Here is a 26,588-nt window from a genome sequence, read left to right as displayed (position 1 = left end):
CCCGACTTCGCGGTCCTGGGCTGCGGCGGGGTCCACGGCTGCGGCGCGGTCCACGGCTGCGGCGCGGTCCGCCGCTGCTGCCGGGTCCCCGGCAGCCGGGTCCACGACCACGGAGGCCGCCGCGTGCGCTTGCGCGTGCGCGGCAGCATGGGTGCCCGTCGGCATCCTCGCCGCCTCCTCGGCCATCACCTGCCCCGCCGGCGCCGGACCGCGTGCGCGACGACGTGGTGCGGGTGGAGCAGGTCCGGCTGCGGCCGTACCGGGTCGCCGGACGACACCACGGCGGGGTGCAGCAGCGGGACCGCCGGCGCGGTGGGGTCAGGGTCGGGCAGAGCGGCGTACGTCAGGACGACGCCCTCCCCCGGCTCGAAGCGCCACGAGGTCGAGTGGAGCAGCTCGAGGTCAGCGTCCGGCCGGGTCGTCGCAGCACGGTCGACCACGGCACGGTCGGTCACGGCAGGACGCGTCGCCAGCCGCCGCGCCACCTCGTCAGGGGTGCCGTCGCCCAGCGGTGCCCGCACCGTGCGCGAGGCGAGCGCGGGCCCGCCGCCGGGCGTGCTGACCAGCCGGAGCAGCAGGACCTCGACATGCACCCCGGCGGGAGGGTCGACCCCCATCGACCCTCCCTCCGAGCCCCAGCCCTGCCGTCTGGTGCGACAGCATCGCAACAAGGTAGCGAACGGGGGACGCCACCACCACCGCGGCGGCATACCGCTAGGACCCGTAGCGTTGTGGTCGACGAACGGTTCACGGTTCAACTACCGCAGGAGGCACCGGTGAGCGGCATCCAGCTCGGCGTATTCAGCGTCGGCGACATCACGCCCGACCCGACGACTGGCCGGACCCCGACCCAGCACGAGCGGATCAAGGGCCTGGTCGAGATCGGCAAGAAGGCCGAGGAGGTCGGCTTCGACGTCTTCGCCGTGGGCGAGCACCACGACCACCCCTTCGTGCCGTCGGCCCTGACGACGCTGAGCGCCTACGTCGCGGCGCAGACCGAGCGGATCATCTTCTCCACCTCGATCGCGCACATCACGACGAACGACCCGGTGCTCATGGCCGAGCAGTACGCCTTCCTGCAGCACCTCAGCGACGGGCGCGTCGACCTCATGCTCGGCCGCGGCAACACCGGGCCGGTCTACCCCTGGTTCGGCAAGGACATCCGCGACGGCCTGCACCTGGCCATCGAGAACTACGACCTGCTCCACCAGCTGTGGCGCACCGACGTCGTCGACTGGCAGGGCAAGTACCGGACGCCTCTGCAGGGCTTCACGTCCACGCCGCGACCGCTCGACGGTGTCCCTCCGTTCGTCTGGCACGGCTCGATCCGCAGCTTGGAGATCGCGGAGCAGGCCGCGTTCTACGGCAACGGCTTCTTCCACAACCACATCTTCTGGCCGTCCACGCACGTCCGTCGCATGGTCGACTTCTACCGGCAGCGCTTCGAGCACTACGGCCACGGCCCGCGCGACCAGGCGATCGTCGGCCTCGGCGGTCAGGTCTACGTCCGGCCCAACAGCCAGGACGCGATACGGGAGTTCCGGCCGTACTTCGACGTCGCGCCGGTCTACGGGCACGGGCCGTCGCTGGAGGACTTCATGGAGCAGACGCCGCTCACGGTGGGCTCGCCGCAGCAGGTCATCGAGCGCACGCTCGCGCACCGCGAGATCGTCGGGGACTACCAGCGGCAGATGTTCCTGCTCGACCACGCAGGCCTCCCCCTGACGACCGTGCTCGAGCAGATGGACTTCCTCGGCGAGCACGTCCTGCCCGCCCTGCGCGAGGGCTTCGCCGAGGGCCGGCCCGCCCACGTGCCCGACGCCCCGACGCACGCCAGCCTGCTCGCCGCCCGGCAGCAGACGGACGCCACCAGCAGCGCCACCTCTTCCAGCACCACTGCGAGCGAGAGCGAGGTCCCCGCATGACCCGCACCATCACCGTCGTCAACGGCGGGCTGAGCGAGACGTCGTCCACCCGGCGGCTCGCCGACCAGCTCGGTGCCGCCACCACCGAGGCGCTCCGGGCGCGCGGGGTGGCCGCCGAGGTCACCACGGTCGACCTGCGCGAGCGGGCGCACGCCATCACCGACGCGACCCTCACTGGCTTCGCCGCGCAGGCACTCCAGGAGGACATCGACCGGGTGCTGGCCTCGGACGGCGTCATCGCGGCGACCCCGGTGTACAGCGGCAGCTACACCGGCCTGTTCAAGTCCTTCGTCGACCTGCTCGGCCAGGCGGCGTTCGACGGCACCCCGGTGCTGCTCGCCGCGACCGCGGGGACGGCCCGGCACTCGCTGGCCCTCGAGCACGCGATGCGCCCGCTGTTCAGCTACCTGCGGGCGCTGACGGTCCCGACCGGGGTCTTCGCCGCCAGCGAGGACTGGGGCGGCGACGGGGACGCGGCGGGTGCGCTCGCCGGCCGGGTCCGCCGCGCCGCCGACGAGCTCGCCGACCTGGTGGTCGCGCGCGAGCCGAAGCGCGTCGTCGACGAGTTCGCCTCGGCGCCGTCCTTCAGCGACCTGCTGGGCGACCTGCGCCGCTGAGGCGCGGGGCCGGCGGCGACGGGCTCGCGCTCAGGGGACCGGGCGGACTGTCACCCGGCGGTTGAGCGCCCGGCCCACCGGGTCGTCCTGGCCGTCCTCGGTCGTCTCGGCCGCTATGAGCTCGGTCTCCCCGCGGCCCTCGGCGACGAGGGTGACCCCGGGCAGCTGCGGCTGCAGAGCGGCGACGACCGAGGCCGCCCGGGCCTCGCTGAGGACCTGGTTGCTCTCGTCCGAGCCCACGGTGTCGGTGTGCCCGACCACCTGCAGCGCGGTCACCCCGGCCTCCTGCACCTGCGCGGCCACGGCGGCCAGGTCGGCGGTGGCCCGGGGCAGCAGGACGGCCGACCCGCTGTCGAAGTACACGTCGCCGGCGAGGGTGAACTCGGCGTCTCCCTGCTGCTCGAGCGCCCCGTCCTCGCTGGCGGTGCGGGGCACGATCTCGGCGACCACGCCCTCGACCGCGGCGGTGACGCCGTCCACGGTGGCGACGACCCCGTCCCCGGTGGCGGCCGCCGGCGGCACCGCGGTGCGGGCAGCCCCGGTCGGCTCCGGCGAGCTGCCCGACCAGGCCGGGGCCGCCACCAGGACCAGCGACACCGCGGCGACAGCGGCCGAGGCCGCGAGCAGAGACCCGGCGGCGCCGGAGGTGCGGCCCCGGCTCACCGCTCGAGCGTGACGCCGGTGAAGGCGCCCACCGAGGGGATGACCACGTCGACCGTCGTCGTGCTCTCGGGCGGGGCGGAGAAGGTGGACGAGAACGTCTTCGAGCCCCCCTCCTCCAGCCCGCCGCCGCTGTTGAGCGCGACCGCGCAGACGCACGTGCCCTCGGAGTCGTAGGCGACGAGGTGGCGCGTGGCCTCAGCCGGGTCGAGCACGTACACGCCGTCGGTGCTGTACGCCGTGACCCCGTTCTCGTCCCCCTCGCGGGTGGTCCCGTCGTCGAAGACGTCGTTCACCGAGAAGATGCTGTCGCTGACGCGCAGGACCCGCAGCGTGAAGACGACGGTCATCAGCTCCTCCTGCACCGCGACCCCGTTGAGGTCGACCTCGAAGTCGCCGTAGCTGCTCGACGCCGGCCGGGTGGCGACCACCGGCAGCTCGCCGGACAGGTCGACGCTCTCGGTGCCGGCCGCCGCCAGCAGGACGTCGACGGTCTCCCCGATCTCCTGCGTCTGGCCCTCGCCGGGCCCCGGCGCCGCACCGGTGGGGTCGTCGTCGGCCTCGGAGCCCCCGAGGGTGCAGCCGCCGAGCAGCACGGACGCGAGCAGCGCGGCGGCGACGGGCATCGGTCGGTGCGTCATACGGTCCCCCTGAGGCGCGCCGGCGACCCGCACGGCGTCGGCGCGGAGTCTGCCACTCAGCCGTCCTGCCGGCGGAGGTAGCGCCCGAAGTGCGGCACCGAGAAGGCGATCCGGCCGCGCTCGGCGCTGTAGACCAGGCCCTTCTTGATGAGAGCGTCCCGGGCCGGGGACAGCGACTGCGGCTTACGGCCGAGCAGCGCGGCGACGGCCGCCGTCGGCACGGCGTCGTCGCCGTCGGCCCGGGCCAGGCCCTCGTCCGCGGTCGCGTCGCGCGGCTGGGCGAGCACGTCGGCCATCGCGCGCAGGTACTCCCGCTCGGCCGGGGTCGCGCGCTCGTAGCGGGAGCCGAAGAAGCCCACGGCCAGCTCCGACTGCGCGATCGGCACGGCGACCCGGACGTCGTCGGCGGTGACGGGGCTGCGCGTCGCCACGTCCCAGACGGTCTTGCCGTACTCCTGGACGAAGTACGGGTAGCCCGCGGTCGCCTCGTACATCGCGTCCAGGGCGTCGGGGGTGAACTCGGCGTCCTCCTCCTTGGCCGGGGCGGTGAGCGCGCGGTCGGCGGCCTCGCGGTCGAGCCGGTCGATCCGGGCGTAGCGGAACAGCCGCTCGCTGTAGGACTTGCTCGCCGACAGCACCGCCGGGAGGTGGGGCAGCCCCGCCCCGACGACGACGAACGGCAGCCCAGCCTGGCTGATCTCGTGGGCGGCGGCGCACAGCGCCGACACGTCCTCCGCCGACAGGTCCTGCATCTCGTCGAGGAACACCGCGACGCCCTTGCCGCAGTCGCCGGCGAGGCCCCCGATGTCCACGAGCAGCTCGACGAGGTCGATCTCCATGTCGCCGGAGTCCGCGCGCCCGGCGACCACGGGCACGTCGATGCCCGGCTGCCACCGGTCGCGCACCTTGGTGTCGGCCTGGTTGTGACGCAGCGCGAAGGACTTGAGGACACCGAGGACGTGCTCGGTCTCGCTGGCCGGGGCGCTCAGCTCCCGCACGGCCAGGTGCAGGGCCGCCGACAGCGGGCGGCGCAGGGACTGGTCCGGGCGCGCCTCTACCTTGCCCGTCCCCCAGCCCCGCCGGACCGCCTGCGAGCGCAGGGTGTTGAGCAGCACGGTCTTGCCCACGCCCCGCAGGCCGGTGAGGACGATGCTCCGCTCCGGCCGGCCGCGCCCGACCCTGGTGAGCATGACCTCGAAGGCCTCGAGCTCGCCGTCGCGGCCGGCGAGCTCGGGCGGGCGCTGGCCGGCGCCGGGGGCGTAGGGGTTGCGGACGGGGTCCATGCCAGGACCGTATCCGGCTGTCTAGCGTCCGCAGGAGAAGCGCGTAGACGGCACGATCGCGTGTCGGGGGCCGCATCCACCGCCGGTCGCGAGCCTCGTCTACGCCTGTCTAGCGCGTTACCGAGCGAGCCGTAGACACGAGCATCGACCAGCGGTGTCCCACTGGTGGACACGGTGCGTCAACAGCGTCCGGCGCCCTGCTACCTTCGCGCCAGCACCACCCATCCAGAGCGGCCGAGAGACCTGACTCGACGACGCCGCAGCAACCATCCCGGGCCTCCCGGGACAGGTGCTCATGTCAGGACCGATGGAGGACTGGCATGACCCTGCCCAGCGCACCCGCCCGCCGACCGCTGCCGCCCGGGAGCACCGCGCGCTGTCGCGGCTGACCCCGCCCGCACCCCCGCGCACCCGGTGACCGGACCCCTCCGGCACCGCCACCACGACGACGTGGGCTGCACCCCTGCGGGTGCCGCCGACCGTCCGCGGCGCCGTCCCGCGCGCAGCCCCGGCCCCCCGCGAACGTCCGCACCCGCGCCCCGGGCCGGGCGGCAGCCCCCGACCGCACCCCCGGCCCCGCAGCCCGCACCCCGCACCTGACCTCCCACCGCCCGCACACCCGGTCCGGCCCGCACCGGTCCAGCCCGTCCCGTCCCAGGAGGACTCCCATGAGCACCACCCCCCGCCCCTCGACCACCCGTCGCGCCGCCCTCGGTACCGGGCTGCTGGTCGGCGCCCTCGTCGTGGCCGGCTGCGGCGCCGGCGGCGAGGCCTCCTCCGCCGAGCCCGCCGCCTCCGGGTCCGCCGGCGGCGGTGCCCCTGCGGGCGACCGCGAGATCACCGTCGTGGCGACCGACACCCCGGCCTACTCCGGCCCGCTCGAGATCGCCGCCGAGACGCTCGAGGCCGACGGCTGGACCGTCGACATCACGTACGTCACCGACATCGTGCAGCCGAACAACGCGGTCTCCACCGGGGAGTTCGACTTCAACTTCTTCCAGCACGGCGCCTACCTGCAGACGTTCAACCGCGACAACGGCACCGACGTCGTCCCGCTGTTCTACGCGGTCGGCTCCCCCGCCGGCGTGTACTCCGTGACGCACGACAGCATCGAGGACCTGCCCGACGGCGCCCGGATCGCGCTGCCCGTCGACCCGGCGAACAACGGCCGCGCGCTGCACCTGCTCGCCGGGGCCGGGCTGCTCGAGCTCGCCGAGGGCGCCCAGGTGGTCTCCACGAGCCAGGAGGACATCACCGACAACCCGCGCGGCTTCGAGTTCGTCGAGGTCGACCAGCAGACGCTCACGCAGACCCTGCCCGACGTCGACGCCGGCTTCCTCTTCATCCGCCAGGCCATCGAGATGGAGCTCGACCCCAACGAGGACGCGCTGCTGTTCGAGGACGACCTGGACGCCATCCCCTACCGGATCGTCTTCGGCGGCGCCCCCGACGCGGTCGGCTCCGAGAAGACCGAGGCGCTGCGCGAGGCGTTCCAGAGCGACGAGGTGCGGGCGTTCTACACCGACTTCTACGGCGACTGGGCGCCGCTGCCCTGGGACGAGGACCCGCAGGAGCAGGTCGCCGACTGGTGGACCGAGGGGTGATCACCCTCCGCGGGGTCACGAAGACCTTCACCACCGCCGGCGGCACCACGACGGCCGTCGACGACGTCGACCTGCACGTCGAGCGCGGCGCCGTGCAGGGGATCATCGGCTTCAGCGGTGCCGGCAAGTCGACCCTGGTCCGCACCGTCAACCTGCTCGAGCGGCCCGACAGCGGCTCGGTCGTCGTCGACGGCGAGGAGCTGACGACGCTGCCGGAGCGCGAGCTGCGCGCCCGGCGGGCCAAGATCGGCATGATCTTCCAGCACTTCAACCTGCTGGAGAACCTCACCGCGGCCCAGAACGTCGAGCTCGCGCTCCGCGTCGCGGGTGCCCCCAAGGCAGGGCGCGCGGCCAAGGTGGCCCGGAGCCTCGCGGTCGTCGACCTGTCCGACAAGGCCGACGCCTACCCGTCCAAGCTGTCGGGCGGGCAGAAGCAGCGGGTGGCGATCGCCCGGGCGCTGGCCAACGAGCCGTCGGTGCTGCTGTGCGACGAGCCGACCAGCGCGGTCGACCCGCAGACGACGATCACGGTGCTGCAGTACCTCAAGGAGGTCAACGAGCGCCTGGGCATCACCATCGTCCTGGTCACCCACCAGATGAACGTCGTCAAGGCCCTGGCCGGGGACGTCGCCGTCATGGAGTCCGGCCGGGTCGTCGAGCACCTGCGCCTGGACGGCAGCCCGCTGGCCCCGCGCAGCGAGATCGCCCGCTTCCTGCTCGACGACGAGATCCGGCTCGCCCCCGTCGACCACGGCCGGACCGAGCCCGACGCCGTCGTCCCACCGCGGGCCCCGGTCTCGCTGGACCGGCTGGAGGCGGTGGTGGAGCGTGGCTGAGACCGCAGGCCTGGGCGCCGAGCTCGCCCGCGTCGTCGACGTCCTGCCCGAGATGGGCGCCGCTCTCGGCGAGACCGCCCTCATGGTCGCCATCGCCGTGCCGCTCGCGGTGCTCGTCGCCGTCCCGCTCGGGATGCTCATGTACGCCACCCGGCCCGGTGGCCTGGCACCGAGCCCGCTCGTCTACCGGGCGGTCAACACGGTCGTCAACGTCGTCCGGTCGTTCCCGTTCATCATCCTGCTCATCGCCATGATCCCCATCACCCGGCTCGTGGTCGGGACCAGCCTGGGGACGGTCGCGGTGACCGTGCCGCTGACCGTCAACGCCGCCGCCTACCTGGCCCGCTTCGTCGAGCAGAACCTGCTCCAGGTCCCGCTCGGCGTCGTCGAGGCCGCACGCTCCCTGGGCGCCGGCAAGGTCCGCACCCTGTGGAGCGTCCTGCTCGTCGAGGCCCGGCCCGCCCTGGCCGGCTCCATCACGATCATGGTCGTGAGCTTCATCTCGTACTCCGCGATCGCCGGCCTGGCCGGCGGCGGCGGCATCGGCGACTTCGCCATCCGGTACGGCTACTACCGCTACGAGACGGGGGTGATGGTCGCGACGGTCGTGGTGATCATCGTGCTCGTCCAGCTGGTGCAGGCCGCCGGGACCCTGACCGTGCGACGACTGGACAAGCGCCTGTGAGCACCCCCGACCCCGGTACCGCCCCCGCCCCCTTGCCCGGTCCCGGCGCACCCGGGCGTCCCCGGCTGCTGCTGAGCGCGTTCCTCATGGCCACGCCCGGCCACATCCTGGAGGGGCTGTGGCGCCACCCCCGCGCCCAGCAGGACCGCTACGACGAGCTGTCGCTGTGGACGGACCTGGCCCGCCAGCTCGAGGACGCCCGGTTCGACGCGATGTTCTTCGCCGACGTGGTCGGGCTCTACGGCGACCACCGGGGTGGCTGGGACACCTTCGTCCGCGAGGGCATCCAGATCCCCTCGCTCGACCCGTCGGTGATGCTGTCCGCCCTTGGCGCCGTCACCGAGCACATCGGCCTGGCGTGGACGAGCTCCGTCATCCAAGAGCACCCGTTCACGTTCGCCCGCCGCGCGGCGACGCTCGACCACCTCACCCGCGGCCGGGTCGGCTGGAACATCGTCACCTCGGCCCTGGAGAACGCTCACCGCAACTACGGCCTGCCCGGGCTCACCCCCCACGACGAGCGCTACGCCTGGGCCGAGGAGTACGTCGACGTCGTCTACAAGCTGCTCGAGGGCAGCTGGGACGACGACGCCGAGGTCAAGGACCGGGCGGCCGGCGTCTTCTCGGTCCCGGGCCGCATCCACAAGGTCCACCACCGCGGCGAGCGGTACTCCGTCGAGGGGCCGCACCTGGTGGCCCCGTCGCCGCAGCGCACCCCGGTGCTCTTCCAGGCCGGCACCTCGCCGGTCGGCATGGACTTCGCCGCCCGCAACGCCGAGGCGGTGTTCATGTTCGCCGGCTCACCCGCGGGCGCGGCCAAGGTCACCACCACCGTCCGCCGCCTCGCCGTCGAGCACGGCCGCCGCGCCGACGACGTCAAGTTCTTCACCGGCCTGTCGCTGGTGGTCGGCAGCACCGAGGCCGAGGCGCGCCGGCTCAAGGCGGACTACGACGAGCACCTGTCCGTCGAGGGGCTCGCCGCGCACATGCTCGGCGGCATGGGCGTCGACCTGGGCGACGCCCCGGTGGACACCCGGCTCAAGGACCTCGAGGTCCAGGGCGTGCGCGGGGTGCACCAGGCGATCATCGACTCGGTGCCCGGCGGCGACCCGACCATCGAGGACATGGTCCGGTACCGCTCGGAGATGATGCGGCTCGTCGGCACGCCGGAGCAGGTCGCCGACCGGCTGGAGCAGTGGCAGGACGCCGGCGTCGACGGCATCAACATCATCAACCACGTGCTGCCGGACAGCTACACCGAGGTCGTCGAAGGGCTGCTCCCCGAGCTGCGCCGCCGCGGACTGGCGCAGGAGGAGTACGCGCCGGGGACCTTCCGCGAGAAGCTCTTCGGCCGCCAGGACGGCGGACGGCTCGACGAGCGGCACCCCGCGGCCCGGTTCCGCGGCGCCTTCGGGGGCCCCGAGGGGTCCTCGGCCTGACCGGGTGGGGCTGCGGGCCGGGGTCTCTCCCCGGCTCTGCGGGCCCGACTCTTCGCGCGCGAAGATGTTTTGCCCCACGAGTGGTGCAGGCGCCGGGGCAGGAGTAGTCAGGACTCACCCTCCAGGTCCGGACGGCGTCGTCCAGGCCTGCCGCTGGCGACCGACCTGCCCCGACCCCGAGGAGGCCCCACCGTGCGCTCTCACACCGTGCGCTCCCACCCCGTGCGCTCCCACCCCGTGCGCTCCCGCCCCGTCCGGCTCACCACGCTGCTCGTCGTCGGGGCCGTCGCCCTGGCCGGCTGCGCCCAGGGCCGGGGGGGCGGGGAGGCCGCCGCCGAGGCCAGCTACGACTCCGGGGCGGAGGTCGACGGCCCGCTGGAGGTCCTCGGCTTCGGCCTCAACGACGAGGTCGCCGAGGTCCGGGCCGCCCGGGCGGAGGAGGAGCTGTCCGGCGTCGACGTCCAGCTCGTCGAGGGCGGGCTCGACCCGCAGCGCTTCCTCACCGCCGTCGCCAGCGGCGACGCCCCCGACCTCATCTACACCACCCGCGCCCAGGTCGGCTCCTTCGCCTCCCGCGGCGCCATCGCCCCGCTGACCCGGTGCATCGAGGGCGAGGACATCGACATGTCCGCCTACGTCCAGACCGCGGTCGACCAGGTCACCCTCGACGGCGACGTCTACGCCATCCCCGAGTTCAACGTGGTCCAGGTGCTCGCGGCCAACCCGCAGCTGCTCGAGCAGGCCGGGGTGACGACCGCCCAGGTCGACGGCTCCGACTGGGAGGGCGTGCTCACCGCCACCGACGCGCTCGCCACGGCGGCCGGGCCGGACGCCATCGGCTACGACAGCAAGCTGCCCGACTTCTTCCCGCTGTGGGCGCGGTCGAACGGGGCGGGCCTGCTCAGCGAGGACGGGCGCACCGCGCAGCTCGACGACCCCAAGGCCGTCGAGGCCCTCGAGCTCGCCGTCGAGGTGCTGGAGCGCCAGGGCGGCTTCGGCGACGTGTCCGCGCTGCGCGACGCCTCGGACTTCTTCGGCGCCGACAACCAGTTCGCCGCCGGCACGCTCGGCGCCTTCCCGATCGAGCAGTGGTACATCAACGTCCTCAACGACGTCTCCCCCGACGCCCCGGTCACCTTCGACACCTTCAAGGACCGCCAGGGCCAGACCATCGCCTTCGCCGGCGGCGGCTCGTGGGCCGTGCCCACCGGCAGCAGCAACCCCGAGGCGGCCTGCCGCTACGCCAAGACCATGACCGAGGTCGACAGCTGGATGGCGGCCGCCGAGGCCCGCCAGCAGGCGCGCGAGGAGGAGGGCAAGCCCTTCACCGGGCTGCTCACCGGCAACACCGAGGCCGACGCCGCGATCCGCGAGCTGGTCGCCGACACCGACGAGCCGTGGCAGAGCGGCATCGAGGCGACCTACGAGGCCAACGACAACACCTTCGCCCTGCCCGCCAACCCGGCGGACGCCGAGTTCACCGAGGCCTGGCAGGACGCGGTCAACCGGGTCCTCAACGGCCAGGAGACCCCGGCGGAGTCGCTCGCCCGGGCCCAGGAGGAGGCGCAGGCCGCCCTCGACAGCGCGTGGGAGACGTGGGACGCCTCCGGCGGCGAGCCGTCGGTGCAGCCCGCCCCGTCCGCGAGCGCCGACCGGTGACGGCGGTCGCGACCCCGGCGGCGGCGGGCGCGACCGCGTCCGTCCGCCGCCCCGGCCGGGGTCGGTTGGGCGGTGCCGGCAAGGGTCGCGGCCCGAAGGTCCCGCTACGGCCGAGCCAGCGCCGCAACCGGCGCCGCACGGTGCTGTCGGCACTGGCGTTCCTCAGCCCGTGGATCATCGGCTTCCTCGTCTTCACGGCCTGGCCGATCGGCTACAGCCTGTACCTGTCGCTGACCGACTACGACATCATCAACGCCCCGACGTTCGTGGGCCTCGAGAACTACGTGCGGCTGGCCGGCGACCCCAACGTGCAGCTGGCACTGGGCAACACGGTGGTGTTCACGCTGCTGCAGGTGCCGCTGTACGTCACCCTGTCGTTCGCGCTGGCCCTGCTGCTGGACAAGGCCGGACGGAGCATGGGCTTCTTCCGCACGGCGTTCTTCCTGCCGCGGATGACGCCGCCGGTCGCCGTCGGCGTGCTCGTCCTGCTGCTGCTCAACGGGCAGGACGGGCTGCTCAACACCGCGCTCGGCTGGTTCGGCATCGACGGCCCCAACTGGACGACCGACTCGGCGTGGATCAAGCCGGGCCTGGTGCTCATGAGCCTGTGGACGGTCGGCGGCTCGGTGCTCATCCTGCTCGCCGCCCTGCGGGGGGTGCCGCGGGAGCTGCTGGACGCCGCGAAGATGGACGGTGCCGGCTTCTTCCGCCGCACCTGGCACGTGACGATGCCGATGGTCAGCGGGCCCCTGTTCTTCCTCGTCGTGGTCAACACCATCGACGGTCTGCAGACCTTCACCGAGGCCTACACGGCGTACTTCGGCTCCACCGGCGGGTACGGCAACGACGCGGCGCTGTTCTACGCGATCTACCTGTTCCAGCAGGCGTTCCAGTTCTTCAACATGGGCTACGCCTCCGCGCTGGCCTGGCTGCTGTTCCTCGTGGTCCTCGCGATCACCGGGGTGCAGCTCCTGGTGTCCCGCCGCGTCGTCTACTACGAGGCCGACCGGTGACCGCCGTCCCGGACGCCTCGCAGACCGCGGGCGGACTGCCTCCCGCGACCGGTGCTGCCGGTGCGGCGGGCGTGGCCGGTGCGGCTGGCGTGGCCGGTGCCGCCGGTGCCGCCGGTGCGGCTGGTGCGGGCGCCGGTCCCGGCGCGGCTGCTGCCGCGCCCGGTCTCGCGAAGCCGCCACGTCGTGACCGTCGTGCGCGCACGCTCGTGGCGCGGGTCCTCGTCCTCGGGGCGCTGGGGCTCGTCACGCTGCTGTTCGTCTACCCGTTCGTCTGGCTCGTCAGCGCGTCGTTCAAGCCGCGCGGCGACGTCTTCGACAACCGCCTCATCCCCGCGACCGCCACGCTGCAGAACTACGTGACGGTCTGGCAGGAGGCGCCCGTCGCGCTGTGGCTGCTCAACACCGTCATCGTCACGGTGCTCTCCGCGGGGACGGTGACGCTGTCCAGCGCGCTGGTGGCCTGGGGGTTCTCGTACTTCCAGTTCCGAGGGCGGGGTCTGCTGTTCGGCCTCGTCCTCGCCACGATGATGCTCCCCGGCGCGGTGACGATGATCCCGACGTACCTGATCTGGGACTCGCTCGGCCTGGTCAACACCCAGGTCCCGCTGTGGGCCGGCGGGCTGTTCGGCAGCGCGTTCTACGTCTTCCTGCTGCGGCAGTTCTTCCTCGGGATGCCGAGGGAGATCTTCGAGGCGGCCCGGGTCGACGGCGCCGGCAACTGGTCGATCTTCTGGCGGATGGCCCTGCCGCTGTGCAAGCCCGCCGTCGTCCTCACGCTGCTGTTCGAGGTGCAGGCGGCGTGGACGAACCTCATGGGCCCGCTCATCTACCTGCGCGACGAGGAGCTGTTCACCATCCCGCTCGGGCTCAAGATCCTGCTCGACCGGTTCGTGGGCAGCGGCAACTTCCAGTGGGAGGTCGTGGTGACGGCGTCCGTCATCACCACGCTGCCGATGGTCCTGCTGTTCTTCCTGGGCCAGCGGTACTTCGTCGACGGCGTCGCGGCGTCCCCGGGCGGGGGCAAGTAGACCCCTCGCGGCGCGGCCCGACGTGCCGGTGGTCCGGGCCCGGACCACCGGCACGTCGCTGTCTTCAGCGATGAGGCGTCCATCGGACCTCACGGCGGCAGCGCCTCCGCCCTCATACCGGGGTGCCGCGACGGGTTACCTACTGATCCCGGGTCGAAGAGGTTCTCCTCGCCCCGCTCCGCGCGGGACATGTCGTGACCGGTGGGACTCCGACCCTCCTGGCCCTCAGCGCTCGGGTCGCGGCCGGGCAACGTCTCAGCGGTGGCCTCGTCATGGAAGAGGTTCTGGCTGAACGGGCCCGCGATCAACGAGTTCGCGGCGAGCGGGTGCGCGCTGGGCGGGTCCGCGCCGGGCGGGTGGTGGGGTCTGTCTTCGCCCAGGCAGTCCTCACCGCGTGCTTCATCGATAGGTGAGGAGTGCGGTGCCTCTGACGCCAGCCGCCGGGACAGCTCGTCACGCATCTGACGTGCGCGCTGGCTCCAGGCCGGACGGGGCCGGCGCTCCGGGTCGACCCAGCGCGGGGGCGTCACCGTCACCTGGTGAGCGTCGTCCACGGCCACCCCCCAGGTCCCGGCGTGCACCGCGGTGTGGTGGCCGGGGCACAGCAGGACGAGGTTGACCAGGTCCGTGCGCCCGCCGTCGACCCAGTGGACGACGTGGTGGGCGTCGCAGATGTCGGGGGCAGCGCCGCACCCGGGCACCACGCAGCCGCCGTCACGTGCCGCGAGGGCACGCCGCTGCGCGAGCGTCGCGAGCCGTTCCGTCCGGCCGACGTCGAGCGGTCCCTCCGACGGGGCAGCGACGACCCGCTGGAGCACGGCGTCGCAGACGAGCCGCCGGGCCGCCCATGCCGGGACGGGTCCCTGACCCTCCACCTCGGGCATGCCGGCCGCGCCGGCCCCGCCTCTCGGGTCATCCGGGCCGCCCAGGCCACCCAGGCGGGTGGTCGCAGCCTCGTCCGACCGGGTACGGATGTCCGTCAGCTGGTCGGGCGTCATGTGGAGGACGACGCGGGGCCGCTCGCCGCGACGTGGCTGCTGGACGGCGAGCGCGCTGTCGACGAGCGCGGAGAGCGCGTCGGCCCGCCGCTGGCGGGGACCGCGGGTGTCCGGCTCGCCGTCAGCGCCGGACTCGGGCCCGCTCCACCGCTGGAGCGCCGTCCGCAGGGCGGCACCGGCGACAGGGTCGAGCTGCAGACGGCCCACCGTCATGCCGGTCGCATCGGTCGCCAGGTCGAGGAAGCGGCGCTGGTGGGACAGACGGTCGAGCCGCTCGTCCGGCTCTGGCAGGAGCGTGCGCACCAGCTGCTGGCCGGCGTGCTGGAGGTCCAGCGGGGAGGCATCCCGCGCGGCGACGAGCAGGTAGTCCGAGATCAGCTCCCCGGCACCGGGTCGCTCCCGCACCTCCTCCGGGATGCAGTCGAGCACCCTGACCGCCTGGTCGACGTGCCCGCGGGTGCACCGACCGTCCTGCAGCAGGCGGGCCAGCGGCTCGAGCACCTCGCCCGGCGCGGTCGCCCGGGCCGCGACAACGTCGCGCCGTGCCTGGGCCGCACCGACGAGGCAGGAGCTGCGGAGGAACCCCTCGGGTGAGGTCGCGACCGGGGACGCCGTCGCCACCCCGCGCGCGTCGACCTCGCGGACCAGGCGCAGGTGGGCTCCGTCCAGGGCGCTCCGGGTGCGCGACAGCTCGACGACCGCCGACAGGACGTCGCGGTCGGTGCTGCGCCACACCTGCTCGGGACCGAGCAGGCTGTCGAGCTCGGCGGCGCACGCGGCCAGGCGTCTCAGGGTCTCGAGCAACGGCGCGCCCCCGGCACCAGCGTCACCGGCAGCATCACCGGCAGCATCACCGTTGTCCATATCCCCACCCCCTCGCGTTCCGGCCCATTGTTTCGAACATGTGTTCGAACGTGAGCCCGCATCGGCGGTCGCTGTGGACAAGTGGTCCCTCGCCGCGCCTGTGCACACAGCCCCGAGAGCACGCCGCCGGCAGGTCGTGAGGGTCGGCCCGCGGATGGGCCACCGGACCACGGGGACGACGCGCCGCCGGGGCGCGGGAGACGCGGGAGACGCGGGAGACGCGGGAGACGCGGGAGACGCGGGAGACGCGGGAGACGCGGGAGACGCGGGAGACGCGGGAGACGCGGGAGACGAGGCGACCCGCCACCGGGTGACGAGCCGACGAGACGTACGGCAGGCGAGCGAGGGACGGCCGGCGAGGGCGGGCCTGCCGGCGAGACCCGCCGGGCGGTCGAGGACGGGACGACGGCCGCGGACCAGAGGAAAGTTCGTAGCCAGCAGCCGGACCAGGACCTACAGCGGACGAGTGCTCTCAGAGATGAGGTGACCGGGCACACGCCGTCCGCGCCGGGCGCCAACCCGATCCCGCCGCCTGTCCACCCACAGGAGGACCTCCCCACCGCACCTGCGCTCGAAGGTCGCCCCCCAGGCGGACGCGCCACACACGCCCGCCGACCTACCGTCGAACGTATGCAGCCAGCACCGCCCCCAACCCCGGCACGAGCCCTGGCGCCGGCCGGCAGCCCGGCCCCTCACCTCGAACCGGCCGGGGCCGGCGAGCAGCACCCCGCAGCCACGGACACCCCAGCACCCGACCGCCCCTGGGCCCGGACGACCGTCCCCGTCCTCGTCGCGCTCCTCCTCGGCGCGCTGACCGCCTTCGGCCAGGCGCACCTGCCTGAGACCCTCACGCCGCTGGCCAACTCCTCGGGCAGCTGGACCGTGGTGGCCTTCGCCTGCGCGCTGCTGCCCCGCTCGGCGCGTACCGCCGCGCTGGTCGGCGCCCTCGCGATGCTCGCCATGCTCGCCGGCTACGTCGTGACGAACGAGCTCCGGGGCTTCCCGTCCAGCTCTGCGCTCCTGCTGTTCTGGGGGGTCCTGAGCGTGACCGTCGGGCCGCCGGCGGGGCTGGGCGCGTACTGGGCCCGCACCCGGCGCGACCTCCGGGCGGCACTGGGACTAGGAGCCCTGGCGGGGATCCTCGTCGGCGAGGCGGCGTACGGGCTGACGGTCGTCAGCGAGAGCACGCCGGCCGCGTACTGGTGGGGCTCGGTGCTGGTCGGGGTCGCCGTGACCGCGTGGGCCTCGGTGCGCCGGCTCCGCGGGGCCGCGGCGCAGGTGGCAGCCCCCGTCGTCGCGGCGGCGGTGGCCACCCCCTTCGTCGGGCTCTACACCTACGGCGGCACCGTCATGGGCCTGCTCTAGGCCAGGCGGTAGCCCCCTACGCGGGCTCGGTGCCCGGGGAGTCCGGCACCACGTCGGTCAGCGGCGTCTCGTCCGCGGCCTCGGGCGGCGGGCCGGCCTCGGCGAAGGACGGTCCGTCGGCGTCGGGGCGCTCGCCCTCGATGCCGTCCGCGTCCTCTCCCGGCACCGCGAGCGCGGCCGAGCCCGGGTCGTCGTCACCCTCGGCGGCGCTGGACAACGGGTCCTGGCCGGTGAGGTCCTGGTCCTCGGGTCGAGCCATGCGTGCTCCTCCTCGTGCGGGTGGGCCGCCACCAGGGCGGGTCTGGCGCGGACGCCGTGGGACGGGCTCGGACGTCGGTCAGTCCGGTGCGGGCTCGGGCTCCGGCGGCACCTCGGCGCCCCGGGCCTCGTCGCGCTCGGCCCACTCCAGCAGCGGCGCGATGTCGAACACATGGTCGTCGATGCCGGCGTGCAGGTCGCCGAGCTCGGCGAAGCGGGCGGGCACGGTGGCGATGGTGAAGTCGTCCGGCTCGGCGTCGTCGACCTCGTCCCAGCGGACCGGCGTCGACACCGTGCCCTGCGGCGTCCCTCTGACCGAGTAGGCGGCCGCGATGGTGTGGTCGCGGGCGTTCTGGTTGTAGTCGACGAACAGCGCGTGCGGGTCGCGGTCCTTGCGCCACCACGTCGTCGTCACGTCGTCGGGCGCCCGGCGCTCCACCTCGCGGGCGAAGGCGAGCGCGGCCCGGCGGACGTCGGTGAAGCCGTGGTCCGGCGGGATCCGGACGTAGACGTGCATGCCCTTGCCGCCCGAGGTCTTGGGGTAGCCGACGGCGCCGAGCTCGTCGAGGACCTCGTGGACGACGTGCGCGACCCGCCGGACCTGGGCGTAGTCCGACAGCGGTCCCGGGTCCAGGTCGATGCGCCACTCGTCGGGCGACTCGGTGTCGGCGCGGCGGCTGTTCCACGGGTGGAACTCCACGGTCGACATCTGCACCGCCCACGCCACCTGCGCCAGGTGCGTGACGCAGAGCTCGTCGGCGGTCCGGCCCCAGCGGGGGAACCACAGCTGCACCGTCTCCACCCACGGCGGGGCGCCGGCGGGGACACGCTTCTGGTGCACCTTGTCGCCCTCGACGCCCTTGGGGAAGCGGTGGAGCATGCACGGCCGCTCGCGCAGGGCGTCGACGATGCCGTCGCCGACGCTCAGGTAGTACTGCAGCAGGTCCAGCTTGGTGGCCCCCGTCGCGGGGAAGTACACGCGGTCCGGGCTGGTGAGGCGCACGTCGAGCCCGTCCACGTCGATCACCGTCGCCGGTGCCTTCGAGCTGGCCACGGGACCAACGTAGGGGCGGCGTGCCGCGCACGCAGGGGCGCGACGGGGAAAACCGCGCGACCCGGCCGCCGGGGGTGCGGCAGCCTGGACCCCGCACCAGGCGCGATGACTTCTCGGTGGGGCGGCGGTCGGGAGACCGTGCCCGGTGGAGCGACCACCGCGCAGAGGGGGAGGACCCATGGCGACGACGGACGCGACGCGGCTCGACCTGGCCGAACCGCGGCAGCGGGTGTTCGTGCACGTGCTGCTCGACGTCCTGCTGGTGTCGGTCGTCAACTGGACCGTGTTCTTCGCCGTGACCTTCTGGGTCTACCTGGAGACGCGCTCGGTCCTGGCGACCGGCGTCATCGCGGGCATCTTCCTGGCGGCCACCGCGCTGACCGGGATCTGGTTCGGCAGCCTCGTCGACCACCACCGCAAGACGCAGGTCATGCAGGCCTCGTCGGTCGTCTCGGCCGTGGTCTACGCCGTCTGCCTCGCCGGCTACCTGCTGGCGCCCGCCGGCTCGTTCCGCGACCCGGCCGAGCCGTGGCTGTGGGTCTTCGTCGTCACGCTCATGGCGGGCGTCATCACCGGCAACCTCCGGAGCATCGCGGTGCCCACGCTGGTCACGCTGCTGGTCCCCGAGGGGGCGCGCGACCGGGCGAACGGCCTGGTCGGCACGGTGCAGGGGGTGTCGTTCCTGGCCACGTCGGTCGTCAGCGGCCTGCTCGTGGGCTACGACGGGATGCGGTCGGTGCTCGTCCTCGCCCTCGTCGTGCTGGTGGCCTCGGTGGTCCACCTGTCGACGCTGCGGGTGCCGGAGCCGGCGCCCCGGCGGACGACGGCCGGGGACGACGGGCACGGCGTCGACCTGCGGGGGACGCTGCGGATCGTCGGCGGGGTGCCCGGGCTGCCGGCGCTCATCGTCTTCTCGTGCGTCAACAACGTGCTCGGCGGCTCGTTCATGTCGCTCATGGACGCCTACGGGCTGTCGCTGGTGTCGGTGCAGGTGTGGGGGCTGCTCTGGGGCGTGCTGAGCACCGGCGCCATCGTCGGCGGGCTCGTCGTCGCGCGCAGCGGCCTCGGCGCCAACCCGGTCCGGACGCTGCTGCTGGTCAACGTCGTGCTGTGGACGGTGACCATCCTCTTCCCGCTGCGCACGTCGGTGTGGCTGCTCGCGGCGGGGCTCATGGTCTACATGGTGCTGTCGCCGTTCGCGGAGGCCGCCGAGCAGACCGTGCTCCAGCGGGTGGTGCCGTTCGAGCGGCAGGGCCGGGTCTTCGGCTTCGCGCAGAGCGTCGAGCTGGCCGCCTCCCCGCTGACGGCGTTCCTCGTCGCCCCGTTCACCGAGCTGGTCGTCATCCCCGCGATGACCGACGGTGCGCTCGCCCGGGCCATCGGCGGCTGGTTCGGGACCGGGGCGGACCGGGGGATCGCGCTGGTGTTCGTCGTGACCGGGGCACTCGGGCTGCTCTTCACCGTCGCCGCGCTGCTCAGCGGGCCGTACCGCCGGCTCAGCGCCGCCTACGCGGCAGGGGCCCCGGGGCCGGTGACGGCGGCCGTCGTGGCGCAGGACCGGTGATGTGTCGGGGTGCGCTGCCACGATGACGTCCCGGCCCGGACCACGGGCGCACCGCACCAGGAGGTCGTCATGACGCAGGTCCAGACGTGATGCAGGTCCGGGCGTGAAGCAGGTCGAGGTGTCGCGGCACGTGGCGTCCCCGGTGGGCCGGGTGTGGGAGGTGGCCACCGACCTCACCGGGGCGCCCGACGTGCTGCGGGCGGTGACGTCCGTCGAGGTCCTCACGGACGGGCCGTTCGGTGTCGGCACCCGGTGGCGGGAGACCCGCACGATGCTCGGCAGGAGCGCGACGGAGGAGATGGCCGTCACCGCCGTCGACCCCCACCGCTCCTACACCGCAGAGGCGCACAGCGGCGGCGCCCGCTACGTCTCGACGTTCACGTTCGTCCCTGCCGCGGGCGGCACGGACGTCACGGTGGGCTTCGCCGGCACACCGACGGGGCGGGTGACGGCGGCGCTGGCAGCCCTCACGGCGCCGCTGGTGCGGCGCTCGGTGGTCACCGCCCTGCGGGCGGACCTCGCCGACATCGCCGCCGCGGCCGAGCGCGGGTGACGGGCCCGGGGGCCAGCAGCACGAGAGCCCCCGACCGACCGGCCGGGGGCTCTCGTGGTGGTGCTGCGTGCGCGAGGGGGGAGTTGAACCCCCACGCCCTTTCGGGCACACGGACCTGAACCGTGCGCGTCTGCCTATTCCGCCACTCGCGCGCAGCGGTCAGGGTACACCGATCCCGGGGCGCCCCCCGCACGCCACGTTTCCGCGGCCCCCGGGCCCCGCCGGTACATTGCGACCTGGCCGGGCACGTCCCGGGGTTCTTCCGTGCCCTCGGCCGGGTGCTCCCACCAGCACGTACACCAGCACGTACACGCGGAAGGAGGTGGTCGGTCGTGGGTCTGCTGGACAGGTTCGAGAAGGGCGTCGAGCGCGCCGTCAACGGCGTCTTCGCGCGCACGTTCCGCTCCCGTGTCCAGCCCGTGGAGATCGCCTCCGCCCTCCGCCGCGAGCTCGACGACCGCGCCGCCGTCCTGGGCCGCGGCCGCACCCTGGTGCCCAACGCCTTCACCGTCACCCTCAGCGGCGAGGACCACGACCGCCTCGGCGAGTGGGAGGACGCGCTGGCCGACGAGCTCGCCGCGGCCGTCACCGAGCACGCCGACAAGCAGCGCTACGCCTTCGTCGGACCGGTCTCCGTGGTCCTCGAGCGCGACGACTCCCTCGAGGTGGGCGTCTTCGACGTCAGCAGCCAGACCGTCAAGGGCGCCGTCGCCCCGGCGACGAGCCGTACCTCCGCCCAGGGCCGGCCGGTCATCGAGGTCGACGGGCGCGCCTACGTGCTCACCGGCCCGGTCACCACGCTGGGCCGCGGGTCCGACGCCGACATCGTGCTCGACGACACCGGCGTCTCCCGCCGGCACGCCGAGCTGCGCGTCGACACCTCCTCCGGTCGCACCGTGCTGTCCGTGCTCGACCTGGGCTCGACGAACGGCACCTTCGTCGCCGACGAGCCGGTCGGGCACCAGGCGCTGCGCAGCGGCGACGTGGTGTCGCTCGGCCACACCCGCGTCGTCGTGAGGGACGCCGGATGAGCCGCACCCTGGGGGCGCCGTCATGAGCGAGCTCACGCTCACGGTGCTCCAGCTCGGCCTGCTCGTGCTGCTGTGGCTGTTCGTGCTCGGTGTCGTCGGCGTCCTGCGCGGTGACCTCTACGGCACCCGGGTCGCGGTCCGGTCGCCCCGCTCGGCCCCGGCCAAGAAGGCCGCCCCCCCCGTCCGTCCGCCCGCGCGCCAGACGCCGGGCGCCCGCCAGCCCCCCGAGCCGCGCCCGCCCGCCCTGCCGCGCCAGCTCGTCGTCACCGAGGGCTCCCTCCAGGGCACGACCATCACCCTCGGCACGTCCGCCATCACTGTCGGCCGGGCGGCGGACTGCACGCTCGTCATCGACGACGAGTTCGCCTCGGGCCGCCACGCGCGGATCAGCCGCCAGGACGGGCAGTGGGTGCTCGAGGACCTCGGCTCGACCAACGGCACCTACGTCCGCAAGGAGCAGGTCCAGGGCCCGGTCGCGCTGCAGGTCCGGGTGCCGGTCCGCATCGGCCGGACCGTCCTGGAGCTGAGGGCCTAGTGTCGACCGCGCTGCGCTACGCGGCCCGCAGCGACGTGGGCCTGGTGCGCACCAAGAACGAGGACTCCGGGTACGCCGGCCCCCACCTGCTCGTCGTCGCCGACGGGATGGGCGGCCACGCCGGCGGGGACGTCGCCAGCTCGCTCGCGGTCGGCACCCTCGCCGACCTGGACGGCGAGGCGCTCGGCAGCACCGAGGCCCAGACCCGGCTCGCGGAGCGGCTCCGCACGACCAACACCGCGCTGCAGGAGCGGGTGCGCGTCCAGCCGGAGCTCGCCGGCATGGGCACGACGGTGACGGCCCTGCTGCGCGCCGGGTCCCGGATCGTGCTCGCGCACATCGGCGACTCCCGGGCCTACCTGCTCCGCGACGGCGACCTGGTCAAGGTGACGACCGACCACACGTACGTGCAGAGCCTGGTCGAGGCCGGCCGGATCAGCGAGGAGGAGGCCGAGAACCACCCGCAGCGCAACGTCGTCATGCGGGTGCTCACCGGCGAGCACGGCGACGAGCCGGACCTGTCGGTCCGCGAGGGCCGCCCGGGCGACCGGTGGCTGCTGTGCTCCGACGGGCTGTCCGGCTTCGTCAGCCACGACACCCTCCACGACACCCTCGCCGCGGGCGACGACCCGGCCACCACGGCGGAGGCCCTGGTCCGCCTCGCCATGCGCTCCGGCGCCCCGGACAACGTCACGGTCATCGTCGCCGACGTCGTCGACCTCGACACCCCGCCCTCGACCGCCCCCCAGGTGGTCGGTGCCGCCGCCGCGCGCACCCGCGGCCGGACCCCGACCACCCCGGCCGACGACAGCCCCGCCGCCCGCGCCGCCTCCCTGGGCCGCGAGCCCGCCGCGCCGGGCGAGGACGGGGACGACGCCGACGACGACGACGACCCCTCACCGGTCCGTCGCTGGGTCCCCTGGCTCGTCGCCCTGCTCGTCGCGCTCGGCCTGGCCGGCGCGGTGTGGGCCGGCTGGAGCTGGTCGCAGGAGCAGTACTTCGTGGGCGTGACCGGGACCGAGGGCGGCGAGGAGGTGGTCGCGGTGTTCCGGGGCCTCACCCAGGACGTCGGCCCGCTGCGGCTGTCGACCGTGGAGGAGACGACCGACGTGGCCGTCGCCGACCTGCCGTTCTTCCAGCGCGGCATCGTCACCGAGGGCATCCAGGCCGACGACCGCGACGAGGCGCTGCGGATCGTCCGCGACCTGCGCGCCCAGCTGGAGACCGAGCCGTGACGACCGTGGTCACCGCGCTCGCCCCCGGCACCCGCCGCGGCTTCGAGCTGCTGCTCGTCGTGCTGTCGGTCGGCATCTCCACCGCGGCCTACGCCCTGGTGGGCCTCACCCTGGGCGGCCAGCTGCCGGCCCGGCTCGTCGCCGTCTCCGGCGGGCTGCTCGGCCTCGGCCTGCTGCTGCACGTCGTCGTCCGGGTCGTCGCGCCCTACGCGGACCCCGTGATGATCCCGATCGCGCTGCTCATCAACGGGCTGGGCCTGGTGATGATCCACCGGCTGGACCTGGCCAAGGACCCGGTGACCTCGCTCGCGGTGCGCCAGCTGGGGTTCACCGCGCTCGGGGTGGTCACCGCCGCGGTCGTCCTCGTCGTGCTGCGCGACCACCGCAGGCTGCGCGCCCGCACGTACACCGCCATGGTCGCCGGCCTCGTGCTGCTGCTGCTCCCGCTGGTGCCGGGGATCGGCCGGACGGTCAACGGCGCGACGATCTGGATCGACCTCGGCGTGACGACGTTCCAGCCGGCCGAGCTCGGCAAGATCGCCGTGGTCGTGTTCTTCGCGGGCTACCTCGTCGTCGCCCGGGACACGCTGTCCCTGGTCGGGCCCAAGGTGCTGTGGCTGCGCCTGCCGCGGGCCCGCGACCTCGGCCCGATCCTCGTCGCCTGGGTCGCCTCGGTCGGGATCCTCGTGTTCGAGCGTGACCTCGGCACCTCGCTGCTGTTCTTCGGGATCTTCGTGGCGATGCTCTACGTGGCCACCGAGCGGGTCTCGTGGATCGTCATCGGCCTCGGCCTGTTCGCCGGCGGCTGCGTCGTGGCGTGGCGGCTGTTCAGCCACGTCCAGCGCCGCGTCGACGTGTGGCTGGACCCCTTCGACCCCGAGCGCATCGAGGCCCGCGGCGGCTCCTACCAGGTGGTGCAGGCGCTGTACGGGATGGCAGACGGCGGGCTGCTGGGCACCGGGCTCGGCCGCGGGTCGCCCGAGATCGTCCCGTTCGCCGAGAGCGACTTCATCGTCGCCGCGCTCGGCGAGGAGCTCGGCCTGGCCGGGCTGTTCGGCATCTTCCTGCTCTACGCGATCCTCGTGCAGCGCGGCATCCGCACCGCCATCGGCGTGCGCGACGGGTTCGGCAAGCTGCTGGCCTGCGGGCTCTCCTTCGCCGTCGCGATGCAGGTGTTCGTCGTGGCGGGCGGGGTCACCCGGGTCATCCCGCTGACCGGCCTCACCATGCCGTTCCTCGCCTACGGCGGCTCGTCGCTGCTGGGCAGCTGGGTCGTCGTCGCGCTCCTGCTGCGCATCTCCGACCTGGCCCGCCGCCCCGACCTGCCCGAGACCCGCCCGCCGTCGCTGCCGGCCGACGACGCCCGCACCCAGGCGCTGAGGCCCGCGTGAACGCCCCGCTGCGCCGGCTGGCGGTCGTCGTCGCCCTGCTGTTCGCCAGCCTGCTGCTGTCGACGTCGTGGATCCAGTACGTCGGCGCCTCGTCGGTGGCGGCCGGGCAGGGCAACGTCCGGCAGGTGTACCGGGAGTTCGGGCGCGAGCGCGGGCCCATCGTCACCTCCGACGGCCAGCCCGTCGCGCTGAGCACCGAGGTCGGCGGGGACTACCAGTACCTGCGCCAGTACCCGGGCGGCCAGGTGTACGCCCACGCCACCGGCTTCTTCTCCATCGTCTACGGCCGCACCGCCATCGAGTCCGTCCAGAACGACGTGCTCGCCGGCACCGCGGACTCGCTGTTCTACAGCCGGATCGGGCAGGTGCTCACCGGCCAGGACCCGGCCGGCGGCTCGGTCGAGCTCACCCTCGACCCGGTCGTCCAGCAGGCCGCGTGGGACGCCCTGGGCGAGCAGCGGGGCGCCGTCGTCGCGATCGAGCCGTCCACCGGTCGCATCCTCGCCCTGGTGTCGCGCCCGTCCTTCGACCCGGGCTCGCTGGCCTCGCACGACCTCGGCGCGGTGCAGGAGGCGTGGGCCGCGCTCAACGCCGACCCCGACCGGCCGCTGGAGAACCGCGCGGTCGCCGGGCGCACCTACCCGCCCGGCTCCGTGTTCAAGATCGTCACGGCGGCCGCGGCCATCGAGGAGGGCGGGCTCACGCCGGAGTCGCAGCTGCCCGGCCCGGCCGAGCTCGCGCTGCCGCAGACCACGGCCACCCTGCCCAACGTCTTCGGGGGCCCGTGCGGGCCCGGCGACCTCACGACGCTGGCGGACGCGCTCCGCATCTCGTGCAACACGGCGTTCGGCCAGCTCGGCATCGACCTGGGCGGGGACGTGCTGCGCGAGCAGGCCGAGGACTTCGGGTTCGGGACCGAGCTCACCATCCCGCTGCGCACCGCGGAGTCCACGGTGCCGGAGGGGATGGACCCGCCGCAGAGCGCGCAGGCCGCGATCGGGCAGTTCGACGTCCGGGTGACCCCGCTGCAGGTGGCGATGGTGAGCGCCGCGGTCGCCAACGACGGCGTCCTCATGCGCCCGCAGCTGGTCCGCACCGTCCGCGGCCCCGACCTGCAGGTCGTCGAGGACGTCCAGCCCGAGCAGCTGGGCCGCGCCGTCGAGCAGAGCACCGCCGAGGCGCTCACGTCGATGATGGTCGGCGTCGTCGAGGACGGCTCGGGGACCGCGGCGCAGATCGACGGCGTCACCGTGGCGGGCAAGACCGGGACCGCGCAGACCGGCAACGAGACCGACCCGCACGCCTGGTTCACCTCCTTCGCCCCCGCCGACGACCCCCGGGTCGCGGTCGCCGTCGTCGTGGAGAACGGCGGCAGCGCCGGCAGCGAGGCCAGCGGCGGCCGGGTCGCGGCGCCGGTGGCCCGCGCGGTCATGCAGGCGGTGCTGGACCGGTGACGGGACGGGTGCTCGCCGGGCGGTACCGGCTGCTGGAGCAGGTGGCGGTCGGCGCCATGGGCGAGGTGTGGCGCGCCCACGACGACCGGCTCGACCGCGACGTCGCCGTCAAGGTGCTGCGCCCCGAGCTCGCCGACGACCCCGGCTTCGTCGAGCGGTTCCGCACCGAGGCGCTGCACGCGGCGTCCGTGCGCCACCCCCACGTCGCCGCCGTGCACGACTACGGCGAGGACGAGCTCGTGCTCACCGGCGGCGCCGCCACCGCGTACCTGGTCATGGACCTGCTCGACGGCCGACCGCTCAACGTCGTGCTCGCCGAGCAGGGCCCCCTGGCCGAGGAGCGCGTGGCCCGCCTGCTGGCCCAGGTCGCCGACGCCCTCGCGGCGGCGCACCGCAGCGGGCTCGTCCACCGCGACGTCAAGCCCGCCAACCTCGTCGTGTCCCGCGAGCACCCCGAGCGCGTCACCGTCACCGACTTCGGCATCGCCCGCGCCGCCGACGCGGTCCCCGTGACCCGCACCGGCCTGGTCATGGGCACCGCGGAGTACCTGTCACCCGAGCAGGCCCGCGGCGGCCGCGCGACCACCGCCTCCGACGTGTACTCCCTCGGCGTCGTCGCGCAGGAGCTGCTCAGCGGCCGCCCGCCGTTCTCCGGCCCCAGCCCGGCCGAGGTCGCCCGGGCGCAGGTGCAGGACCCGCCGCCCGACCTGCCCGCGACGGTCTCGCCCGCGATGCGCAGCACCGTGGCCCGCTGCCTGGACAAGGACCCCGCCGCCCGACCCGGCGCCGACGCGCTCGCCGAGCGGCTGCGCGCCGTCGCCGCCGGCACCGCGGGACCGGTGTGGGACGTCCCCGGCGCCGACCCGGACGCCGGCACCGGTGGCAGCACGGCCAGC

At 74.1% G+C, this 26,588-nt stretch carries 26 protein-coding genes, 1 tRNA gene and 1 riboswitch; of the genes, 18 read left to right on the top strand and 9 right to left on the bottom strand.

Translation table 11 applies throughout. The features are described from left to right. Both WCS02_RS05885 and WCS02_RS05880 read right to left on the bottom strand, forming a co-directional pair. The coding region (locus WCS02_RS05885; RefSeq protein ID WP_340290967.1) for a hypothetical protein at nucleotides 1-186 on the bottom strand (186 nt) is incomplete at its 3' end. Next, the gene (locus WCS02_RS05880; protein ID WP_340290965.1) at nucleotides 186-617 is read right to left on the bottom strand and encodes a hypothetical protein; all 432 of its coding nucleotides are present in this window, start codon (nucleotides 615-617) and stop codon (nucleotides 186-188) included. The genes WCS02_RS05885 and WCS02_RS05880, both read right to left, overlap by 1 nt. A gap of 168 nt (nucleotides 618-785) precedes the next feature. Between WCS02_RS05880 and WCS02_RS05875 the strand changes: the two genes are divergently transcribed. Together WCS02_RS05875 and WCS02_RS05870 are read left to right on the top strand one after the other, a co-directional pair. Continuing rightward, nucleotides 786-1,925 (top strand): LLM class flavin-dependent oxidoreductase, encoded by a 1,140-nt coding sequence (locus WCS02_RS05875; RefSeq protein WP_340290969.1) that lies wholly within the window; start codon nucleotides 786-788, stop codon nucleotides 1,923-1,925. Next, nucleotides 1,922-2,542, top strand: coding sequence for a CE1759 family FMN reductase (locus tag WCS02_RS05870; RefSeq protein ID WP_340290964.1), 621 nt, complete (start codon nucleotides 1,922-1,924; stop codon nucleotides 2,540-2,542). The genes WCS02_RS05875 and WCS02_RS05870 overlap by 4 nt, the downstream gene beginning before the upstream one ends. A gap of 30 nt (nucleotides 2,543-2,572) precedes the next feature. On the opposite strand, the gene WCS02_RS05865 is transcribed toward WCS02_RS05870, so the two are convergent. The 3 genes from WCS02_RS05865 to WCS02_RS05855 are packed head-to-tail and all read right to left on the bottom strand — an operon-like array spanning nucleotide 2,573 to nucleotide 5,126. Further along, complete coding sequence (locus WCS02_RS05865; RefSeq protein ID WP_340290963.1) at nucleotides 2,573-3,205, bottom strand: OmpA family protein; 633 nt, start codon at nucleotides 3,203-3,205, stop codon at nucleotides 2,573-2,575. After that, nucleotides 3,202-3,843, bottom strand: coding sequence for a hypothetical protein (locus tag WCS02_RS05860; protein WP_340290962.1), 642 nt, complete (start codon nucleotides 3,841-3,843; stop codon nucleotides 3,202-3,204). The genes WCS02_RS05865 and WCS02_RS05860 overlap by 4 nt, the downstream gene beginning before the upstream one ends. Nucleotides 3,844-3,899: 56 nt before the next feature. Further along, nucleotides 3,900-5,126, bottom strand: coding sequence for an ATP-binding protein (locus tag WCS02_RS05855; protein ID WP_340290961.1), 1,227 nt, complete (start codon nucleotides 5,124-5,126; stop codon nucleotides 3,900-3,902). A gap of 218 nt (nucleotides 5,127-5,344) precedes the next feature. Further along, nucleotides 5,345-5,440, top strand: a riboswitch (SAM riboswitch). Between the two features lie 354 nt (nucleotides 5,441-5,794). Here WCS02_RS05855 and WCS02_RS05850 point away from each other — a divergent pair. The 7 genes from WCS02_RS05850 to WCS02_RS05820 all read left to right on the top strand — a co-directional run bounded on the left by WCS02_RS05850 (nucleotide 5,795) and on the right by WCS02_RS05820 (nucleotide 13,390). Beyond that, nucleotides 5,795-6,730 (top strand): MetQ/NlpA family ABC transporter substrate-binding protein, encoded by a 936-nt coding sequence (locus WCS02_RS05850; protein WP_340290960.1) that lies wholly within the window; start codon nucleotides 5,795-5,797, stop codon nucleotides 6,728-6,730. Beyond that, entirely contained in the window at nucleotides 6,727-7,566 is an 840-nt protein-coding gene (locus WCS02_RS05845; RefSeq protein WP_340290959.1) for a methionine ABC transporter ATP-binding protein, read from the top strand. Before WCS02_RS05850 ends, WCS02_RS05845 begins: the two co-directional genes overlap by 4 nt. Then, on the top strand, nucleotides 7,559-8,251 hold the full coding sequence (locus WCS02_RS05840; protein WP_340290958.1) for a methionine ABC transporter permease: 693 nt from the start codon (nucleotides 7,559-7,561) through the stop codon (nucleotides 8,249-8,251). Before WCS02_RS05845 ends, WCS02_RS05840 begins: the two co-directional genes overlap by 8 nt. Continuing rightward, nucleotides 8,248-9,690, top strand: a complete 1,443-nt coding sequence (locus WCS02_RS05835; protein WP_340290957.1) for an LLM class flavin-dependent oxidoreductase — start codon at nucleotides 8,248-8,250, stop codon at nucleotides 9,688-9,690. Before WCS02_RS05840 ends, WCS02_RS05835 begins: the two co-directional genes overlap by 4 nt. Nucleotides 9,691-9,882: 192 nt before the next feature. Next, nucleotides 9,883-11,349, top strand: coding sequence for an ABC transporter substrate-binding protein (locus tag WCS02_RS05830; RefSeq protein WP_340290956.1), 1,467 nt, complete (start codon nucleotides 9,883-9,885; stop codon nucleotides 11,347-11,349). Then, entirely contained in the window at nucleotides 11,346-12,362 is a 1,017-nt protein-coding gene (locus WCS02_RS05825) for a carbohydrate ABC transporter permease (protein ID WP_340290955.1), read from the top strand. Before WCS02_RS05830 ends, WCS02_RS05825 begins: the two co-directional genes overlap by 4 nt. A gap of 89 nt (nucleotides 12,363-12,451) precedes the next feature. Beyond that, a complete protein-coding gene (locus WCS02_RS05820) occupies nucleotides 12,452-13,390 on the top strand; it encodes a carbohydrate ABC transporter permease (RefSeq protein ID WP_376984247.1) in 939 nt (312 codons plus the stop codon). A gap of 89 nt (nucleotides 13,391-13,479) precedes the next feature. Here the strand turns inward: WCS02_RS05820 and WCS02_RS05815 are convergent, their stop codons facing one another. After that, the gene (locus WCS02_RS05815) at nucleotides 13,480-15,252 is read right to left on the bottom strand and encodes an HNH endonuclease signature motif containing protein (RefSeq protein ID WP_340290953.1); all 1,773 of its coding nucleotides are present in this window, start codon (nucleotides 15,250-15,252) and stop codon (nucleotides 13,480-13,482) included. Between the two features lie 630 nt (nucleotides 15,253-15,882). Between WCS02_RS05815 and WCS02_RS05810 the strand changes: the two genes are divergently transcribed. Then, complete coding sequence (locus tag WCS02_RS05810; RefSeq protein ID WP_340290952.1) at nucleotides 15,883-16,617, top strand: DUF6518 family protein; 735 nt, start codon at nucleotides 15,883-15,885, stop codon at nucleotides 16,615-16,617. A gap of 16 nt (nucleotides 16,618-16,633) precedes the next feature. On the opposite strand, the gene WCS02_RS05805 is transcribed toward WCS02_RS05810, so the two are convergent. Continuing rightward, nucleotides 16,634-16,876, bottom strand: coding sequence for a hypothetical protein (locus WCS02_RS05805; RefSeq protein WP_340290951.1), 243 nt, complete (start codon nucleotides 16,874-16,876; stop codon nucleotides 16,634-16,636). Nucleotides 16,877-16,954: 78 nt separating this feature from the next. Continuing rightward, a complete protein-coding gene (gene ligD, locus WCS02_RS05800; protein ID WP_340290949.1) occupies nucleotides 16,955-17,929 on the bottom strand; it encodes a non-homologous end-joining DNA ligase in 975 nt (324 codons plus the stop codon). A 178-nt stretch (nucleotides 17,930-18,107) separates the two neighbouring features. Between ligD and WCS02_RS05795 the strand changes: the two genes are divergently transcribed. After that, the gene (locus WCS02_RS05795) at nucleotides 18,108-19,493 is read left to right on the top strand and encodes an MFS transporter (protein ID WP_340290947.1); all 1,386 of its coding nucleotides are present in this window, start codon (nucleotides 18,108-18,110) and stop codon (nucleotides 19,491-19,493) included. 103 nt (nucleotides 19,494-19,596) lie between these two features. Next, the gene (locus tag WCS02_RS05790) at nucleotides 19,597-20,046 is read left to right on the top strand and encodes an SRPBCC family protein (protein ID WP_340290945.1); all 450 of its coding nucleotides are present in this window, start codon (nucleotides 19,597-19,599) and stop codon (nucleotides 20,044-20,046) included. A gap of 68 nt (nucleotides 20,047-20,114) precedes the next feature. Here WCS02_RS05790 and WCS02_RS05785 read toward each other — a convergent pair. Continuing rightward, nucleotides 20,115-20,198, bottom strand: a tRNA-Leu gene (locus WCS02_RS05785). A 180-nt stretch (nucleotides 20,199-20,378) separates the two neighbouring features. Here WCS02_RS05785 and WCS02_RS05780 point away from each other — a divergent pair. The 6 genes from WCS02_RS05780 to WCS02_RS05755 all read left to right on the top strand — a co-directional run. Beyond that, the gene (locus WCS02_RS05780; RefSeq protein WP_340290943.1) at nucleotides 20,379-21,077 is read left to right on the top strand and encodes an FhaA domain-containing protein; all 699 of its coding nucleotides are present in this window, start codon (nucleotides 20,379-20,381) and stop codon (nucleotides 21,075-21,077) included. Between the two features lie 22 nt (nucleotides 21,078-21,099). Then, on the top strand, nucleotides 21,100-21,612 hold the full coding sequence (locus tag WCS02_RS05775; protein WP_340290941.1) for an FHA domain-containing protein FhaB/FipA: 513 nt from the start codon (nucleotides 21,100-21,102) through the stop codon (nucleotides 21,610-21,612). Next, the gene (locus tag WCS02_RS05770) at nucleotides 21,612-22,847 is read left to right on the top strand and encodes a PP2C family protein-serine/threonine phosphatase (protein WP_340290939.1); all 1,236 of its coding nucleotides are present in this window, start codon (nucleotides 21,612-21,614) and stop codon (nucleotides 22,845-22,847) included. Before WCS02_RS05775 ends, WCS02_RS05770 begins: the two co-directional genes overlap by 1 nt. Continuing rightward, on the top strand, nucleotides 22,844-24,238 hold the full coding sequence (locus WCS02_RS05765; protein WP_340290937.1) for an FtsW/RodA/SpoVE family cell cycle protein: 1,395 nt from the start codon (nucleotides 22,844-22,846) through the stop codon (nucleotides 24,236-24,238). Before WCS02_RS05770 ends, WCS02_RS05765 begins: the two co-directional genes overlap by 4 nt. Beyond that, nucleotides 24,235-25,692, top strand: coding sequence for a peptidoglycan D,D-transpeptidase FtsI family protein (locus WCS02_RS05760; protein ID WP_340290935.1), 1,458 nt, complete (start codon nucleotides 24,235-24,237; stop codon nucleotides 25,690-25,692). The genes WCS02_RS05765 and WCS02_RS05760 overlap by 4 nt, the downstream gene beginning before the upstream one ends. Further along, nucleotides 25,689-26,588, top strand: a 900-nt coding sequence (locus WCS02_RS05755) for a serine/threonine-protein kinase (protein ID WP_340290933.1), incomplete at its 3' end; no start/stop codon positions are given. The genes WCS02_RS05760 and WCS02_RS05755, both read left to right, overlap by 4 nt.

The organism is Aquipuribacter hungaricus, assembly GCF_037860755.1.
GTDB classification, from domain to species: Bacteria; Actinomycetota; Actinomycetes; order Actinomycetales; family JBBAYJ01; genus Aquipuribacter; species Aquipuribacter hungaricus.
This window is presented reverse-complemented; position numbering and strand designations above follow the sequence as displayed.